13 protein-coding genes, 1 tRNA gene and 1 pseudogene are annotated in these 17,010 nt (G+C 65.1%); 6 read left to right on the forward strand and 9 right to left on the reverse strand.

Features of this window, described 5'->3' with window-relative positions:
* Window positions 1-13 precede the first annotated feature (13 nt).
* The 5 genes from GFY24_RS05080 to GFY24_RS05100 form a co-directional block, all read right to left on the reverse strand.
* Complete coding sequence (locus tag GFY24_RS05080; protein ID WP_153803802.1) at window positions 14-2,176, reverse strand: Rv1355c family protein; 2,163 nt, start codon at window positions 2,174-2,176, stop codon at window positions 14-16.
* A 2-nt stretch (window positions 2,177-2,178) separates the two neighbouring features.
* A complete protein-coding gene (locus GFY24_RS05085; RefSeq protein ID WP_194852746.1) occupies window positions 2,179-2,934 on the reverse strand; it encodes a hypothetical protein in 756 nt (251 codons plus the stop codon).
* Window positions 2,935-3,187: 253 nt separating this feature from the next.
* Window positions 3,188-3,619, reverse strand: a complete 432-nt coding sequence (locus tag GFY24_RS05090; protein ID WP_153803803.1) for an effector binding domain-containing protein — start codon at window positions 3,617-3,619, stop codon at window positions 3,188-3,190.
* A complete protein-coding gene (locus GFY24_RS05095; protein ID WP_153803804.1) occupies window positions 3,616-4,059 on the reverse strand; it encodes a GyrI-like domain-containing protein in 444 nt (147 codons plus the stop codon). Before GFY24_RS05095 ends, GFY24_RS05090 begins: the two co-directional genes overlap by 4 nt.
* 101 nt (window positions 4,060-4,160) lie before the next feature.
* Window positions 4,161-4,766, reverse strand: coding sequence for a TRIC cation channel family protein (locus GFY24_RS05100; RefSeq protein ID WP_153804173.1), 606 nt, complete (start codon window positions 4,764-4,766; stop codon window positions 4,161-4,163).
* Window positions 4,767-4,936: 170 nt separating this feature from the next.
* Between GFY24_RS05100 and GFY24_RS05105 the strand changes: the two genes are divergently transcribed.
* Complete coding sequence (locus GFY24_RS05105; RefSeq protein WP_309230474.1) at window positions 4,937-5,647, forward strand: uracil-DNA glycosylase; 711 nt, start codon at window positions 4,937-4,939, stop codon at window positions 5,645-5,647.
* A 66-nt stretch (window positions 5,648-5,713) separates the two neighbouring features.
* Window positions 5,714-6,304: a TetR/AcrR family transcriptional regulator gene (locus GFY24_RS05110; RefSeq protein ID WP_153804175.1), complete on the forward strand. Its 591-nt coding sequence runs from the start codon at window positions 5,714-5,716 to the stop codon at window positions 6,302-6,304.
* On the opposite strand, the gene GFY24_RS05115 is transcribed toward GFY24_RS05110, so the two are convergent.
* Complete coding sequence (locus GFY24_RS05115) at window positions 6,286-7,230, reverse strand: phosphotransferase family protein (RefSeq protein WP_153803805.1); 945 nt, start codon at window positions 7,228-7,230, stop codon at window positions 6,286-6,288. The two genes, GFY24_RS05110 and GFY24_RS05115, sit on opposite strands and share 19 nt — an antisense overlap.
* A 108-nt stretch (window positions 7,231-7,338) precedes the next feature.
* Here GFY24_RS05115 and GFY24_RS05120 point away from each other — a divergent pair.
* Window positions 7,339-7,411: transfer RNA gene (locus GFY24_RS05120), tRNA-Ala, on the forward strand.
* A gap of 99 nt (window positions 7,412-7,510) precedes the next feature.
* Here the strand turns inward: GFY24_RS05120 and GFY24_RS05125 are convergent.
* The gene (locus tag GFY24_RS05125) at window positions 7,511-8,779 is read right to left on the reverse strand and encodes an ATP-binding protein (RefSeq protein ID WP_309230475.1); all 1,269 of its coding nucleotides are present in this window, start codon (window positions 8,777-8,779) and stop codon (window positions 7,511-7,513) included.
* A 629-nt stretch (window positions 8,780-9,408) separates the two neighbouring features.
* On the opposite strand from GFY24_RS05125, the gene GFY24_RS05130 reads away from it, so the two are divergent.
* Together GFY24_RS05130 and GFY24_RS05135 are read left to right on the forward strand one after the other, a co-directional pair.
* Window positions 9,409-9,732: a hypothetical protein gene (locus GFY24_RS05130; protein WP_309230476.1), complete on the forward strand. Its 324-nt coding sequence runs from the start codon at window positions 9,409-9,411 to the stop codon at window positions 9,730-9,732.
* Between the two features lie 144 nt (window positions 9,733-9,876).
* Complete coding sequence (locus GFY24_RS05135; RefSeq protein WP_153803808.1) at window positions 9,877-12,657, forward strand: AAA domain-containing protein; 2,781 nt, start codon at window positions 9,877-9,879, stop codon at window positions 12,655-12,657.
* Between the two features lie 124 nt (window positions 12,658-12,781).
* On the opposite strand, the gene GFY24_RS41655 is transcribed toward GFY24_RS05135, so the two are convergent.
* Window positions 12,782-13,153, reverse strand: coding sequence for a cupin domain-containing protein (locus GFY24_RS41655; protein ID WP_228566053.1), 372 nt, complete (start codon window positions 13,151-13,153; stop codon window positions 12,782-12,784).
* 39 nt (window positions 13,154-13,192) lie between these two features.
* A pseudogene (locus tag GFY24_RS41660) lies at window positions 13,193-13,510 on the reverse strand (nuclear transport factor 2 family protein); the annotation flags it as partial.
* Between the two features lie 101 nt (window positions 13,511-13,611).
* Between GFY24_RS41660 and GFY24_RS05145 the strand changes: the two are divergent.
* A complete protein-coding gene (locus tag GFY24_RS05145) occupies window positions 13,612-16,785 on the forward strand; it encodes an AAA family ATPase (RefSeq protein ID WP_153803810.1) in 3,174 nt (1,057 codons plus the stop codon).
* The last annotated feature ends 225 nt before the right edge of the window (window positions 16,786-17,010 follow it).

The raw sequence follows: 17,010 nt of genomic DNA on the forward strand, positions 1-17,010 counted from the left end.
GTCTCCGATCCCATCAGCGAGTTCCCGCACCCGGTATCGGAAGCCGCCGGCTCCTCGCCGTGACCTCCGCCGCATAGCTCAGGCGAAGTACCAACGCCACGGTCTCGTGCTCGGGCACTCCCAACAGGTCCAGGAAACGGCCTTGAAGTGACGTTAGTGTATCGGCGAACTCCGCGGAAACCGTGTTCAGATCACCGGTCTGTCGGGCATACAAGAAGACCGGGGATACCGGCTGCACCGCGAGACCGTGCCGCTGCGCCGCGATCCACACCCGCTGCAGGGTTTCCCCGCCACGGGCATAGGCGGCCAATTCCTCCGGGTCACCGACCGGTGGGGCGGGGAAGGTCACCGCTACCACGGCCGAAGCGGAGAGCACTCGGTCCCGGGTGTACTCGCCGAGCGCGACGCCGCCGTCCCACTCCCGAATTCGGTCCATCACATCGGCGCGGCCACCGATCTCCAGCTTGGCCAGCTCGTCCGGGGCCAGCTCCATGGTGCGCAGATCCAGGCCGGCGCGCAGATCATCGGTGGGCCAGCGCAGTTCGGAGAACATCTCCGCGTGCAGCACCGGGGTCAGATAGCGGGCCTGATCGGAGGCGGCCAGCAGGGTCGCGGCGGTCTCCAGATCGTCGGTGTCGGTAACCCAGCGCAGACCGCCGCCCGCCTTGGCCGCGGTGGTGGACAGGTCTTCGAGCACGTCCGGGTCGATGCGCTCACCGGTGCCGAAATTGCGATTGGTGACACGCTCGAGCAGATCGGTGTAGTCGCGGGCCAATTCCGGCTCGCTCCAATCACTCAGCTGCAGAACGGCAGTCAGTGGTGCGACGCGCTTATGCCGTCCGGGGCCGCCGGTGTAGAGGTCGGCCTCGCCGAGCACCCCGTACGCGGCCGCGGCGGCGCGCGCGTTGTACAGCGCCGCGCCGACGGCCACCGCGCTACCGCGGTAGCCGATATCCATCCCCGAACTGCGCCGCACATCCAGCTCGATGACGACGGCGGAGTTCTCCTCGCGCAGCGACCAGGGCTGCACATTGCCGCCGGAGGGAGCCGCCTGCGCGGCGGCCAGGACGGCCTGCGCCTCGGTGCTGAGCCGCGGCGCGACCGCTGGGTCGGCGGGCCACTTCAGTTCCTCGACCGGATCGGGTTCCAGGACCGCGTCCAGGCAGGCGGTCAGATCGACGCGGGTGCGGCCGGACCGCAGTTCACCGCCGAGGCCGATGCGGCGCACCGCGGCGGCCACGGTGGCACCGCCCAGTTGCACGTCACCGGCGAGCTGCGGCCAGCTGTCCAGGGTCTGATCGATCTCCACCAGGCTGGCGGCGAAACGATCGGAAAGGCCGTGCGCGTCCAGGATTCGGACCACGTAGGGCGCCTTCTCACGAGTGGTGAGGCCGCGTAGGTCGGCGCGTGTGGCCCCGCCTAGTAGGCCGTGGAAGGGCTCCCGGTCCGGTTCCAGGTCGTAGCGCTCGATATCGAGCAGGCCGCGATCGCTGGTCTCCATGAGCAGTGGGATGCCGTACTTCTTGGCGGCCTCGCGCACCGCCAGTTTGATATCGAGCGAGTCGCACTCCTCGACCACCAGGGTAAGGTCCGCGAAGAAGTCGTCGACGTTGTCGTCGGTGAGACCGGCGTTGAAGATCTCCACCGGTAGGTAGGGGTCGATCTCGGCAATCCGGCGGGCGGTGACGACGGCCTTGTTGACGCCGATATCGAAGAGCGAGCCGGGAATCCGATTGAGGTTGGCCAGCTCGATGGTGTCGAAGTCGGCCAGCTTTATCCGGCCGCAGATCCCCTCCATGGCGAGGGTGTGCGCGATGGCGTGGCCGACACTCTGCCCGACCACCCCGATTGTCTGTTTTGTCAGCTTCTCTTGCTCGACGCGCGTGAGTTTGTTGCGGTTCCGGTCCAGCCGAACAGTCCGCAGCAATTCCGGACCCGGCAATGCGACCGCCGCTTTACGCCACGGATAATAAATCCAGCGATCGAGTTCCGGGCTCTCGGACAATTCCGGAGGGGCTACCAGATCATTGAATTCGGCGCGCAGCAAATCCCGCAGATCGGTGAATTTGATACCATCTTCCGCGCGCAATTCGGAAATCCGGCGCGCATCCTCCGGATCGGATTCATCGAGAAACAGCGGTCGATATTCCGCGGCCGCAATATTGTCGGAATTCATTGTCAGCCGAGTCCTCCGGTGGTGGTCAGTTCGGCCGGCAGCATACTGTCGCCGCCCGCGAGTGCCATCTGTTCCGCATCGATCAAGGCCAGCTGCGTCTCCGCCGCGACCGATCGGTAGGTCCGCATATCCCACCAGAGCGGGATGGTCCGGTAGCGCTCATCCGGGTACGGCACGGCCGGAATCCACCAATCCGAGCGCGCACCGCTGGTGCGATAACCCTCGGCGGCATGCTCACCGGCGGTGACGAAGCCGTAGCGCGCACCGAGCAGCGTGGTCACATGGACCACACTGCGATCCAGTGCCGCGCCCAGCGCCCGGCGTTGCGCCCGGTCCAGGCCACGATCGGCCCATACCGCCTTCACCTCCACGACACCCTCGGGTATCCGGTCCGCGACCCGCTTACGCAGGGCCGATTCACCCGGTCGACCCGCCCAGGCGCGCAGCGCGTTGACCTCGTCGACATGGGTATAGAGGCCCTGCACACGCAGGCCCGCCACCACATCGCCGAAGGCATCGATGGCGGCCACGAAGAGCGCACTCGAGCGCCCGTCCACCGTCTTGTCGTATTCCAGAGCGGGATCCACGCCGTAGCGCCGATAAGCGCGTAACGCACCCATGATGTTCCGCCGCCAGAGGCCCGGGTGCCCCTCCGGTGTGCCGACCCAGAAGGTGCACCCCGACGACGCATCCTGGAATCGCAGTAAGTCCTCATCAGCTGAATCCGACGGGACGACTGCGACTACTTCCACAGCCATACAGTTCCTACTCCGTTGCTGCGCGGGCTTCCGCGCGACTACCGAGCCCCCGTCCGTTACGGTCATGTATCAACCGCGCCCGGTACAGGCACCTAGGGGAGTATCCGCCAGCCGTGAGAAATTGTCCAGGCGTCCGGCAAATCCCCCGAAACCCGAATGGAAGTGCGGAAATTCGCCCTGGTCAAACCATTGCTATCAGTCATGAAAGACAACCACAAGACTGGTTGGTTCTCATTTAGTTAACACTCAGCTATCACACGAGGATGGAGATGAAAAGCTCGAGTTCCGACGGTCCGGACCAGATCTCGATCTCCTCGCGGTACGCGCGGGTGATCTCCGCCGAAGCGGTCGCATCGTCCACCTGCGCCCACACATCCTCCGCGGGATCGTGATAGTCCCCATTCGGCTGGAAGCGGGCATACACCCCCTTGGGCACCCGGATCAGCACATCACCGATCGGGGCGTCATAGGGCGAGGGGTACTCGTAGGAGACCAGCACGTTGTAATTGCCCGCCGGATCGGGCACGTACACCGTGGCCAGCGGCCTGTCATCGCCGCGATCACGCAGCCGGTCGCGCAGGAACTCGATCAACTCGCTGTTGGAGACCTTGAAGCTGGGCCGCACCCGCGGCACCACGAGACCGCCATAGACGCCGCCCGGGCGCACCACAATCGAATAGGTCATGAGGCCTCGACCGCCAGGTACAGCTCGATCTTGTAGGCGTGTGGATAGCACTCGAAGTCGCCGCTGTGCGTGCGCCTTATCTGGTTGTGCTCCTCCGCGTACGCGATCTGCGTCCACAGGTCGGTCATCACCTGTGGAAAGGTGCCGACCGAGGAGAACCTGGCGTATGTTCCGCGAGGTAGCCGGGCCACGACATGACCGCGGGTGACCTCGTCGAAAGACTCGCACCGGTAGCCGACGATCTGGGTGTTGTAGGTGCCGAGGTCGGCCGAGAAATCGGTATAGGCCGAGGCGAGCGGTCCGCCGAGTTCCTGATGCAGGACGGCGGCCCAGGCCAACTCCAGATCATGGTCGCGGAGCTCTCCGAGAGCGCGTTTGGGGCTGCGTACCGGCAGCCCGGCGACCCAGGTCTCGTCCCGCTCGACGATCTCAAACTGCATTGGTAGGAACTCTCTCTGGGTGCGATGCACAGCCCGCTGGCCAACCTTCGCCATGCTATCAACCAAGCTAGACGTGCTCGGGCAACACGACTGAGGATTGGCTAAGTCTGATCTCTGCGGCGGTGCGATCGGGCCAGAGGTGCGCGCCAATGCCGCCACAGGGCCAGGAAGCGGAGGGCCACCGCACCCGCACCCGCCAAACCGCCCGTCCAGTAGGTGTATTGGCCGTGATACAGCAGCGCGGCCGTCGCCGCCGAGCCCAATAACGCTGGTACCGCATAGAGTTCGCCGTCACTCAGCACGCTCGGTGTGATTCCGGCGAGCACATCCCGGACCACGCCGCCGCCGACCGCCGTCACCACGCCGAGCGCCGCCGCCGAGGTGGCCGAAAGCCCGTGCTGGAACGCGGTAACCGTGCCGGTGACGCAGAAGATCCCGAGGCCGACACCGTCCGCGAGCAGCAGCGGCGTGCGGATCACGCGATTGGGCGGATGCCAGAAGAAGATGACGGTCGCTGCCAGCAGCGCCACGCCCGCGTAACTCAGATGAACGAAGGCCGTCGGGGGCGTCTGGCCGATGATCAGATCTCGCATGATGCCGCCACCGGTGGCGGTGCAGATGGCCAGTACCGCGATGCCGACCACATCGAAGTTGCGGCGCACCGCGAGCAGCGCACCCGAGACGCCGAATGCGAACACCCCCACCATGTTTCCGATTTTCTGGGCCGTCCCGACCGCGTTGCCGAGCTCGACGAGATCACTCACTGGGCCGGTTCCCTTCCTGTCGCAAACAGTCGGCTACCGGGGCACTGTATGCGGCGCCGCCACGCCGCACCGACGCGCCCCGGTCGTGCCCCGGATACGGTTGAATCACCCTTGTGTGCCGCACAATTGCTGAGCTGGATGCGCAGCTCACGGGGTGTAGAGCGTGCCCGCGACTGGTCGCCTGGCGGGAACAGGTCGCCCATGAGAAGCGGGCCGCGTTTCGTGACGAAAATTACTGGGGGAAACCGGTTCCCGGCTTCGGCCCCGACGATGCCCGGGTGTTGATCGTGGGTCTGGCCCCGGCCGCGCACGGCGGCAATAGAACCGGACGAATGTTCACCGGAGACCGGACCGGCGATGTGCTGATCGCCTGCATGTACGCGGCCGGCCTGGCCAACCAGCCGACCAGCACCAACACCGGAGATGGCCTGCGCCTCATCAACTCCCGTTTCACCGCCCCCGTGCACTGCGCCCCACCCGACAACAAACCCACCCCCACCGAACGCGACACCTGCCGCCACTGGCTTCGCACCGAACTGGACCTGCTCTCCCCCACCCTCCGCTCGATAGTCGTCCTGGGCGGCTGGGGCTGGCAGGCCCTACTCCCCACCCTCGCCGAATCCGGCTGGGCCATACCGAAACCCAAACCCCACTTCACCCACGCCGCCCACTACGAACTGACTCCCGCCCTCCCGGGCCGCTCCCCCCTACACCTGTTCGGCTCCTACCACCCCAGCCAGCAGAACACCTTCACCGGCCGTTTAACACCTGCCATGCTCGAGGCGGTCCTTCGCGCTGCGGCCACTGCGGCCGGAGTCGGGTGACCGGCTACGATGCGGGGCGTGAGCAGGGCCGATAGCGCTTCGGAGAGCGCCGAGACCACGCAGCCGATGAAGCGGCGGCGGGCACAGACGCGGGCACGGCTGTTGGATGCGGCGTTCGAGGCGTTCGCGGAGGACGGGCTGGGGCGGTGCACGATCGAACAGATCTGTGAGCGGGCCAGGTTCACGCGCGGAGCGTTCTATTCGAACTTCACCTCGCTGGAGGAGTTGTTCCTGGCCATGTGGGAGCAGCGGTCGGCGGCCATGCTTGCGCAGGTGTCGACGGTGCTGGAGAGCGATGTGGCGATTCCGAATCAGCGGGAGGCCGTGGAGTTCGTGTTGAGCGCGGTTCCGGTGGACGACAAGTGGTTTCGCATCACGTCCGAGTTCACCGCGCACGCACTGCGGAACCCGCCACTGCGCCGGATGATGGTGGCGCGCGAGGAGGCGATCAGCGCGGCGCTCACCCCCGTACTGCAGCGGCTGCTGGCGCGCGTGGGCCGCACGGTTCCCGATCCGGTGGGGCTGGGCCGCGCTCTGATCGCGGTGCACGACGGCACCCTGGCGCAATGCCTACTCGAACCGGAGAGCGCGGCCGTGCGGGATTACCGCGTCGATCTATTCATGCGAGTGCTCGAGTCCTATACCGAACCGGTCTGATCGAACCGCTTCAGCGCCTCGCATACCCGTTGCACGCTCTCGTCCAGGAATTCCGGCAGGTCGTGTTCGACGGCATGCAATATGTCGATGGCCGAGTCCGAGCAGACCCAGAAATCGAGTTTCCGTGTCAACCGTTCATCGAGCGGCAGTCCGCGGCAATCCTGTACGCGCCGAACGAATTCCGGGCCGGCGTCCGGCCAGAGGTAACACAGGTCGTAGTCGGGATCACCGATCTGCACATCACCGAAGTCGATGATGCCGGTGATCCGCTCTCCGCTGATGAGTAGGTGATCCAGACTCACGTCGGCGTGAATAAGCACCAGCGAATAATCGAAGTTGGTGTCCTCGCCGAGATACCCCTCCCACACTTCCACGAGTCGCCGCCCCGCGTCCGAAGGAAGTACCGGAATCACCTGCGCCAGAACCGAATCCAGATCCTCCGCGAATTCCGTACGCATGTCCCGCAACTCGACCCCCAGTTCGAGCGCCCGCGCCGCCGGAAAGGCGTGCACCTCGTCCAGGAATCGAGCGACGGTCCGCACGGTGTCCGCCTGCTCGAGCAGCCCCCGCTCGTACCAATCCTCATCCGTCAGCGATTCACCCGGCACCGCCGGATACACACAGCACTCCCCGGGCCCGAGCGGATTCGGCGCCGTGAACTCATACCGCGGAATCGGTATCGAAACCGCCGCACCCAACTCCGGCAACAACCGCGCCTCCCGCGCGATCGACTCCACCCCGTCCTCCCCCTTCGGCATCCGCACGATGTACTCCCCCACCGCATCGGTCACCGACACCGCAACGCTATCCATCCCCGCCCCCAACACCCGCACCCCCGCGCGCGCCAGCCCCGGCTGAACCGACCCCGCCAACATCGCCCGCACCCGCCCCTCCCAGTCCGCCACCAACTCCGTATGCGCGCTCATATCCACCCCCGCGATCCTAATCAGAAACGAGCCCCAACCAGCCGATTCGTCGACACCCCACCCCACCTGCTAAAGTTTCCCACCGCAGGCCGGTAACGGTCAGCGGCTGGGGCTATAGCGCAGTTGGTAGCGCGTCTCGTTCGCATCGAGAAGGTCAGGGGTTCGATTCCCCTTAGCTCCACCCAGTAGTAGCGCCCAGGTCATTGACCTGGGCGCTACTTTTTTGTTCCACAAGCGAATTCGGTTCGAGGAAGCATCGCGTGTGCCGTGGAACCGTCCATTATGGGCGGCTGTTCCACAGCGCGGCCACGGGCACAGCTCGGAACTTCGGGCCGAATGGGAGAGTTTCAGTGCCGGTGTACAGCACGTATCCGGCAATGAGGTCGTCGCCTAATCGGTCGGCCAGATGGCGGAGGCCGCGGAAGTCGTCGCCCTTCACTGTGGCCGCGGCCTTGACCTCGATGGCGATCACCTCTCGCCGATTGTTCTCGAGGATGATGGCCACTTCGACGTTGTCCCGTGTGCGGTAGTGGAACAGTCGGATCTCCTGGTCGGACCAGGTGAGCTGGCGGGCGAGTTCGGACGTCACGAATCCCTCCAGCAGCGGTCCGAGGGGTCCGTTGACCGCGCGCAAGGTGCGGGCGTCCGCGCCGCACAGATGTGTGGCGATACCGGAATCCACCATGATCACCTTTGAGGTTGCCACCGCTCTGGTCGTCAAATTTCGCGACCAGGCGGGGATCCGCTTGATCAGAAAGACTTCCTCCAGAAGGCGGAGATATCGGGCGACCGTGTCACGGGGCACTCCGAGCTCATTGCCGAGTGAGCCCGGCACCAGTAGCTGGCCGGATCTCGCAGCGACAAGGTTGGTCAATGCGAACATCTCCGTCGTGCGGGCGATCTCGGATAGTTGCATCACGTCCCTGTTGATCAGGTCGGCGACATAGGAGGAGAAGAATCGAGAACGCCGTTTACCTACTCGCGCAACAGCTTCGGGGAACCCGCCCCGGGATATCCGTTCGATGTAGCCGTCGCGATCCTCGGTCGACGTGTAGTGCAACCCAGGTCCCTTCTCGAAGGCGGTATCGATGAAGCGGTCCGGTGCTCCATCGATTTCACCTTGCGACAGCGGCCAGAGCTCGATCGTTTCGATACGCCCCGGGAGTGCATCCGGCACACTGCGCAGTGCCATGACATGCGCCGACCCGGTCAGTAGGAATCGCCCCGGTCGCCCGTCGGCGTCCACAGTCTCTTTGATTGCCAGGAGCAACTCCGGCACTCGCTGCACCTCATCAATCACCAACGGGGCATCGTTGGCGACGAACTGCGTCGGATCGTAAACGGCAGCCTGTCGAGTCTCCGGCCGATCGAGACTTCGCCAGGTGGCTCCAATCTCCCCGCCGATCCGAGAGACCAGCGTGCTCTTGCCGCACTGACGGGCGCCATTGACCAGGACGACACGGGTGTCGGCCAGCGCCTCGTGTACCGCCGAATGAGCATGGCGGGGGAGGATCTTTCCAATAGGAGAAGAGGAGAACGAGGAGGTCACTGCATGATTACAGCACAAGTTGTGCGTTTCTTGCCGCTAAATGTATGCGCTTTCTGCCGCTGGCAATGCGCGTGTCTTGCCGCTCCAAGCGCGACTGTGCGGGTGCCTGGTTCGAATGACTTCGCATCAGGTCCACAAGCAGGTGAAGGCCGGTTCCTCGTAGAGGACCGGCCTTTTGCGTTTGCGGATCTTCCCAAGTGTGCCCCATCCGCGAGCCATCCAGCGCCGCTGGGTCATGGCCGGATCGACGTGGCGCCAACGGGCCGCGGCGTAGGCGTCGATGCAGTTGTCGGAGTATCGGAGGGACCTGCTGGATGTGTAGGAAGCGGTCGAGGTGCGTGGGCCGGTGTCGCTGCCCGACAATCTTGGGGGCCGTCGCGCGGGCGAACTCGGGTCGATCAGCTGCGGTGGACGGCCGCACGCTCTCCACTCTTCTGCATCTCGGGCGTTTGCCGGCCGCGTGTCAACTCGCGCCGCAGGCGTCAACCCACAGCAAGATGGGGGCATCCGCCCGATAGCTTTCGGGGCGAATCGATTCCTAGTGTTGGTCCATCCGATCTCGATAACAGCGACTCGAACTGAGGGGTTTCATGAGAAGGACATTGCGTTTCGCCGCAGGGATTGCGGCCGTGAGCATTTCGGGATTGAGCTTCGCGGCGGTTGTCGGGTCGGGTAGCGCGCAGGCTGCGCCGCAGGACTGCACTGTGACCAGAGGAGCGTTCGACGCGTCCGCGGTGTGCGGGCCCGATGGCGGCTCCAATTATGTGCTTCATCTCGACTGTGTCGGCCTCTACGCCAGTGGACCGTTCCCGATGTACGCCATCGGCCCGTACAAGGTGCTCAGCTATCCCTTCACGCCGTCGGGCGAGCGCATATCCGCGGGTTGCAGGGGAATGGGTCCCGGGGTCTTCGCATTGGCCACCAATGCCTACGTCGAAATCTACAACCCTTAGTCGGTAGATGATTTCGCACTGCGAAGGCCCGGTTCCTCAGGAACCGGGCCTTCGTCGTTCTGTTCCAAAAGCACAGTGCCGCACCGGAACACGTAGAAATGCTCGGACGGTAGACTTCATCGGAGCGGCAGCGAGGGGGATGCAATGCTCGATCCACGGGTTATGGCGGTCGTCATCCGCCGGAGAGAGGACCGGGTTCCGGAGGACAAGACTCTGGAGATCAGCGTCTTCGAACCTGGACCGGAGCGGGTTCGGGTGGGGTTCGGCGGGGCCAGGGACTACCCGTTCGGATGGGATCGGGTGACGATCCTGGAGCGGCCCGCGCCGGTGCCGCTGGGGTCGAATGTGCGGCTGTTCGTCGACGGATCCGAGAAGGAAGCGACGGAGGCGTACCTGTTCACCGGCCCGCCTGAGGTCGGATCGTGGTGGCATGTGCTGACCGGCGCGGGCCGTTGGAACGCCTACAGCGCGGATCGGGTCGCGGTGCTGCCGAATGCCCCCGTCACCCCCGGCTCCCGGGATGTGCTGACCTACTGGCGCACTGTCGCAGAGAAACTGACCGGCGATTCCGGTGTCCTACTGCGAAACCATCAGAGCCTGAACTTCATTCACGCCGAAAGCGCGTTGACCCGCATCCTCGAGCAGACCCCGATCGAGTCCAGGCCGGACGATGAGATGCCGCTGCCGGTGTATCCGTTTCGCACCAACATCAGCCAGAGCGACGCGGTGCTCAATGCGCTGCGATACCCGATTTCGGTAATCGACGGCCCGCCCGGGACGGGGAAGACGCAGACGATTCTCAATATCATCGCGTCGGTGATCTGCCGCCCCGGCGCGACGGTTGGTGTGGTGTCGTTCAGCAACTCCGCTGTCGACAACGTTTTCGAGAAGCTGAGCAAGGAAGGCTTCGGGATGGTGGCGGCCAATCTCGGAAACGCCGACAAGCGGGACGAGTTCTTCGCCGGGCAAGGGTCACGCAACGCCGTGGTCGATACGATGTTGCGCGCCGGTTCGGCACCTGTCCCGGATGCCGCCGACGAGCTCGACAAGGTGAATCGGCGGCTCGCGGAGATGCAGAAGCAGGATCGCCTGCGCGCCGAGCTGCGGCATCAATTGCACGGATATCAGTTGGAGCAGAGGCACTTTCAGTCGTTCTTCGACCGCGGTGAAGTGCCGAATGTCGACGATCTACCGCTGTTGCGCCGCTACAGTGCGGGCAAGCTGCTCGATTTCATCGATGCCACCGATCCGCGCTGGAGCCGCGACGGCGGCTTGGGCCGCATGGTCGAGATCGTGAACCGCTATTTCAAGTACCGGGCGCTTCGCAAGGTCGATGCCGGCGATATCGATGTCGTGCTGCGGATCGAGCGCCTGTACTACGAGAAGAAGATCGCTGAACTCGCGCAGAAGATCGAGCAGCTGAGTAAAGCGTTGGCGGGCAAGCGATTCGACGCGCTTTCGGCCGACCAGGCGCGGCTGTCCCGGCAGTTGCTCGAGGACGCATTGCGTGCCAGATATGACGCACTGCCTCGTACCGTCTACACGAAACAGTATCGGCAGCGGTTCGCGCAGTTCGCCCACGACTACCCGCTCATCCTGAGCACCTGTCATTCGCTCCAGAACAGCATCGGGCGTTCCTCCCTGCTCGACTACCTGATCATCGACGAAGCATCACAGGTGGATCTGGTGACGGTGGCCCCGGTGCTGGCGTGTGCGCGAAACCTCATCGTTGTCGGTGATCTGGAGCAACTCCAGCCGGTCACAAAGGATCTCGCCGATGCGCCCGCGGCACCCGATTCTGTCTTCGACTACCGGCGCAGCGTCCTGTCCTCGATCATCGATCGTTACGGCGATCAGATGCCCCGGGTGATGCTGCGTGAACACTATCGATGCGATCCGGACATCATCGAGTTCTGTAATCGAAAGTTCTACGCCGGCAAGCTGATTCCGTATACGCGCAGCGCGACGAAGTTCGCTCCGATGACGGTGGTACGGACTGCCCCCGGCAACCACATGCGCAATATCCACGGCAACGAGGACCCGAAGTCGAAGGGCCGCAGTAACGAGCGCGAGATCGACGTAATCCAGAATGAGGTCCTGCCGTGGATCTCCGCCGATATCCCGCCGCACGAGGTCGGGGTCACCACTCCGTACCGCCGTCAGGCCGACAAGGTGACCGACGCCCTGATCGATTCCATCGAATCCGATACCGTGCACAAATTCCAAGGGCGGGAAAAGGACGCGGTCGTCATGACCACGGTGCTGGACGACACCCGCAGCGGCCGAGCGGCATTGGAGTTTGCCGACGATCCCAAATTGATCAATGTGGCCGTCTCCCGCGCGATGCGATTATTCGTCCTGGTCACCCACCCTTCCGAACTGCCGAAGAGCCGGCATCTGCGCGATCTGATCGGCTACATCCGATACCGGGATCCCGACAATGCCGTCGTCGACAGCGATGTGGTGTCCATCTTCGACCTGCTGTACACCGACCGCGCGCGCCGGCAGCGCACACACCCGAAAATCGGTTGGGGGCGTACCGAATTCCCCTCGGAGGACATCGCACTCACGATGCTGGAAGGGGTACTCACCGAGCCCGGCTACAGCCACCTGGCGATTCACCCCCAGGTTTCCCTGCAACATGTGTTCCCGCGCGATCTCGCCCGCCTCGACGATCAACACCGCGAATTCATCCGGCGCCGAGCATCATTCGACTTCCTCCTCTACAACCGGATCACCAATACGAACATGTGCGCCATCGAGGTGGACGGCTTCGCCGCCCATGAAGCGGACCCGGCGCAGCTCACCCGCGATGCGCTGAAAAACGAGATCTGCCACCGCTACGACTTCGAGCTGCTGCGCTTGCGGACCACCGGAAGCAACGAAGCCGCGCGAGTGCGCCGTTTCCTCGACCGACTGCCCTGAACGTGAGCCGATTCAAGGCCACCACAGTGACCGGCGGGGCAGGACGCACGCCGGCGCGGTGGGCCATCGACCACCGCGCCGACTTCGGTGCGTGAGCGCGACTGCTCGACGCTCATATGTCCGGCTATTTCGCGTAATTGGTTGCCCCCCACCAATCTACGGAGATGACTGGTTCGTCGCCGATGACCCACGCATCGTGGCCGGAGGGCAGGGTGCTGACTTGGCCGGGGCCTACTTCGAAGTTGGTGCCGTCGGCCATCAGTACGTGCATGTGGCCGGAGATTTGGTACTGGAAGTGGGAGGCTTCGCACCAGTCGGTGCCGACTATCGGCTTCACATGCAGGGACCAGCGCCAGCCGGGTTCGAGGGTGTAGCGGCCGATTGTGCTGCCGCCGATGTTGAGGAGTTCTACACGGCCGTGTTCGAAGGTGCGGACTTCGTCGGGTCGGGCGAAGTCTTTGCGTTCCGCGGCGGCACCCGTGGTGGTCTCGGTCAGTTCGTCCCAGGCTTGGACGCCGGATTGGTGGGCGATGCGGCCGTCGCGGATGTCGAGGACGGCGACGTGGCGGACTTCGGTTCCGTCGGGGTATTCGCAGACTTCGGAGTAGGCGGCGCCGTCGGCGTCGAGGACGAAATGGTCGACCATATGGGTCATGTCGCGGCCGCAGACGTCGTCCAGGTAGGCGCTGATTTCGTTGTGGCCGTGCAGGGTTCGGGGCCTGCTCGGCTGGGCTTCGTGGTCGACGATTTCTAATTCGGCGTCGTCGGTGTAGAAGCTCAGCAGGGTGGCCGCGTCACGCTCGGCGGTTGCCCGGCGGAAGGTGGCGGCATCGAAAAGGGTGGGGGCACTCATGACTTTCTCCTTGGGGACAGTGGGCCCCAAGCATCCGTCGCCGCCGTTAATTTGTCGTCAAACCGCTGGTGGTGGCGGTTCCGTCCTAGACTGTTGAGATCATGCTGACGGTTCGCTTGATGGGCGAACTCGAGATCGAGAATGACGGTCGGCCGGTCGTGTTGCCGAACAGTCGACGGGCGCGGTTGCTGCTGGCCTGGCTGGCTCTGCATCCGGGTCGTCATCCACGGTCCCGGCTGGCTGCCCTGCTGTGGCCCGATGTGCTCGATACCAGCGCCCGGGCCAATTTGCGCAGTGCGCTCTGGGCTTTGCGGGTCTCGCTCGGGGAGGCCGGGCCGGGGTATTTGATCACCGATCCCGAGGGTGTGGCGCTGGTGGGCAAGCCGCTCACCGTCGATGTCCGCGAGTTCGTTCGACTCGCCGGCGAGGGACAATCGGAGGCGGCGGTGGCGCTGTGCCGCGGCGAGTTGCTCGACGGATTCGACGACGAGTGGGTCTACCGGGAACGCGCCGAACATCAGCATCGGCTGGCGCTGGCGTTGCGCGCACAGACCCGGCAGGCCGAAGCACGGGGACGGGCGGATGCGGCATTGGTTGCCGCGCAACGACTTCTGGAACTCGAACCGTTTGACGAGGGCGCCTGCCGCGATGTCATGCGACTGCTGGCCGGGCGCGGCGAGACCAACGAGGCTTTGCAGGTCTACGCGAGTCTGGTGCGCCGGATGCGAGTGGAGTTGGATTGCGTCCCGGCACCGGAAACCAAAACGCTGGCGTCGAAATTGCGTGGACCGATACCGGTCAACGATTCCCGGCCGATCGAAACATCCACTGTCCGAACGCATCCCATGGTCGATAGATACTCCGAGCTTACCCGGCTGCGGGAATACTGGCACGAGGCCCGCAATGGACACGGGTCAGTGGTCGCGGTCGTCGGCGAGGGCGGCATCGGGAAGACCCGGCTGTGCGACGAATTGCAGTCGGACGCGGAACACGTTGGTGCGCTGGTGATTACGGCCGCAGCGGGTCCACTCGAGGTCGGTCGCCCTTTCGCACTGTGGTCGGAAGTGCTGGCCGAATTGGTCGACGACACCGACGACGAATCCGCGCGACTGCTCTCGGTCTCCGAAAACGCCCGTCCCGCAGTCGATCCGCGGCTGGAGCGGTCACGCCTGTTCGAATCGGTTGTCACTGTGATCGCCCGTGCCGCGCGCGTCAGACCGCTGCTGATCGTGCTCGACGACCTGCATCGAACCGATGTGTCCAGTCTCGAACTCGCCGTCCACGTCGGCCGCCGGGTCGCTCGTATGCCGGTGCTGCTGGTGCTCACCCGCCGCCGTCAGCCGTCGCGACCTGATGTGGAGGCCGCCTTGGGTGCGTTGCGGGCCTGCGGCGCGCTGCGGCTCGTGCTGGACCTCGCGCCGCTGTCCGATACCGGGATGCGCAATCTCATCCGATCGGTGGCGGAGCTGCCGCCCTCGACCGTCGAACAGATCACCGCCGCGGCGGGCGGCAGTCCGCTACTCGCGGTGGAGGCCGGGTTGGCCTGTGCGCGGGGCGCGGACATCATCGTCGGACTCACCGAAGCCGTGCATGCCGCGTTGTATCGGCTCAGCCCGCCCGCGCGCAGACTCGTCGAACTGCTCGCGGTCGCGGGCCGGGAGATCGGGCGGGCGGAGCTGCTGGCAATGCGACTGCCCGAACCCGAACGCGCCGAGACCGAAGCGCTCGGCGCGGATCTGCTGCAGATCCGTGATGGTCTGCTCGGCTTTCGGCACGCACTGCTCGCCGAAGCGGTGTACGGCGACCTCCGCGATCCATTGCGCGCTCAACTGCATGACGAATTCGCCGAGTTGCTGCGCCGTCGCGCCGGTCATCGGGACGGCGGCAGTCGAGCGGCCGAGATCGCCCACCATCTGCGCGCGGCCGGACGGGACGCGCTCGCGGTCGGCCAGCTGGTCCGCGCCGCCGCGGCCGCCCGAGCGGTGGCCGCGCTCCCCGAGGCGGTCGGGTTCCTGCACGAAGCCACCACCATCGACCCCTACGACCATGAATTGTTCATCGAGATCGCCGAGGTGCAGGCGTGGCGCGGACTCCTCGAGGAATCGGATGCGGCCTTCGCCCGCGCATTGGAATTGACCGCGCCCGATGACAATGGCGCGCTGATCTCGGCTTGGCTGCGCCGGGGTCGCTGGCTCCGCGGCGGTATCTGCCATCCCCGGGAATCGCGCCGATCCTATTGCAGCGCTTTGGATGTGCTCGACCGCGACTCCGTCGCCGATCCGGCGGCACGGCTGGAGGCGCTCGCGGGACTGGCGTGGGCGGAAGCCGTCGCCGGCGATCCGGCACGCTGCAATGAACTGCTGCTGGAGCTCACACGGCTGCTCGGCAGAACCGTCCCCAGCGATCTACTCGTTCACGACATAGGCGTCGCTCGCGCACACGCTTTGCTGCGGGCGGGCCGGTTCGAAGACAGCTACGCGCCCCTCATTGCCGCGGCTGCGGCGGCGGGCCGCTCCGGTCGACCGGAAATGGGTTACTCCTGTCTGATCAATGCCACCAGCGCCGCCGCCTGTGTCGGCGATTTCGACCGCGCCCTCGATTTCGCCGAGCGCTGCCTCGCCCTGGTGGAGCCCAATGGCCTACTGCGCCTGACGATTTACACCTACTCCGCGCGCGCTACCATCCTGCGCCGCCTCGGCCGGTTCGATGAGGCCGAGACCGCGTGTCGTCTCGAAGCCGACCTCGCCGACCGGATCGGCCGGCCCGACCTCGAAGGGCTGGCGTGCCACGATCGCGGGCTGCTCGCATTGGCTCGAAACGACCCCGTCCGAGCCGCCGCCCATCTGGCCCGAGCGCTCGAGCTGCACGCCCCGGTCAGCCGGCCCCACACCCGTCTCTGGCGAGCCGAAGCCCTAACCCTCGCAACCCGTTTCGATGATGCGGCGGACGAACTCTCGGCAACCGCCGAAGAGCCGATAACCCCCGGAGACTTCCCCGATATGCTGCAGGCCCGGGTCGACCGCATTCACGGCCTCATCGCTACGGCCGACGGCAATTACCCCCGCGCGCACACCCACCTCACCGCCGCCCTGTCCGCCTGGCAACGCCAAGCCGGAACCGATGAAGCGGGCCAACGATATTCGGCGACGATCATCGATCTGGGCCGCCCTCCTCTGAGCTCGCTACCCGACCCGCAACACGAATGTGCCGCCATCACAACCGATCTCGCGGCAATCGGAGCATCCCGGGGCCGATCGTCCGAGGATGCTTCCTAATTACGTCACGAGGCGGCGGGTTCGAGGGTTCCGGTGTGGAGTTCCCCGAACCGGACACCGTCCTGCTCATAGGTCCAGAAGGCGTGCACGGTGAGCTTCATGACGTGGGTGATCGACATGCCCGATGTCTCCGCCTTTCGCGATGCGATCCGGGGACGCGCCACTCCTTGGTGGAGTTATCAGGTTTGCCGCGATCTTCAACGGTAACGTCGATCGGTAGCTGAG

Origin of the sequence: Nocardia sp. SYP-A9097, assembly GCF_009649815.1 — a bacterium.
Lineage (GTDB): Bacteria > Actinomycetota > Actinomycetes > Mycobacteriales > Mycobacteriaceae > Nocardia.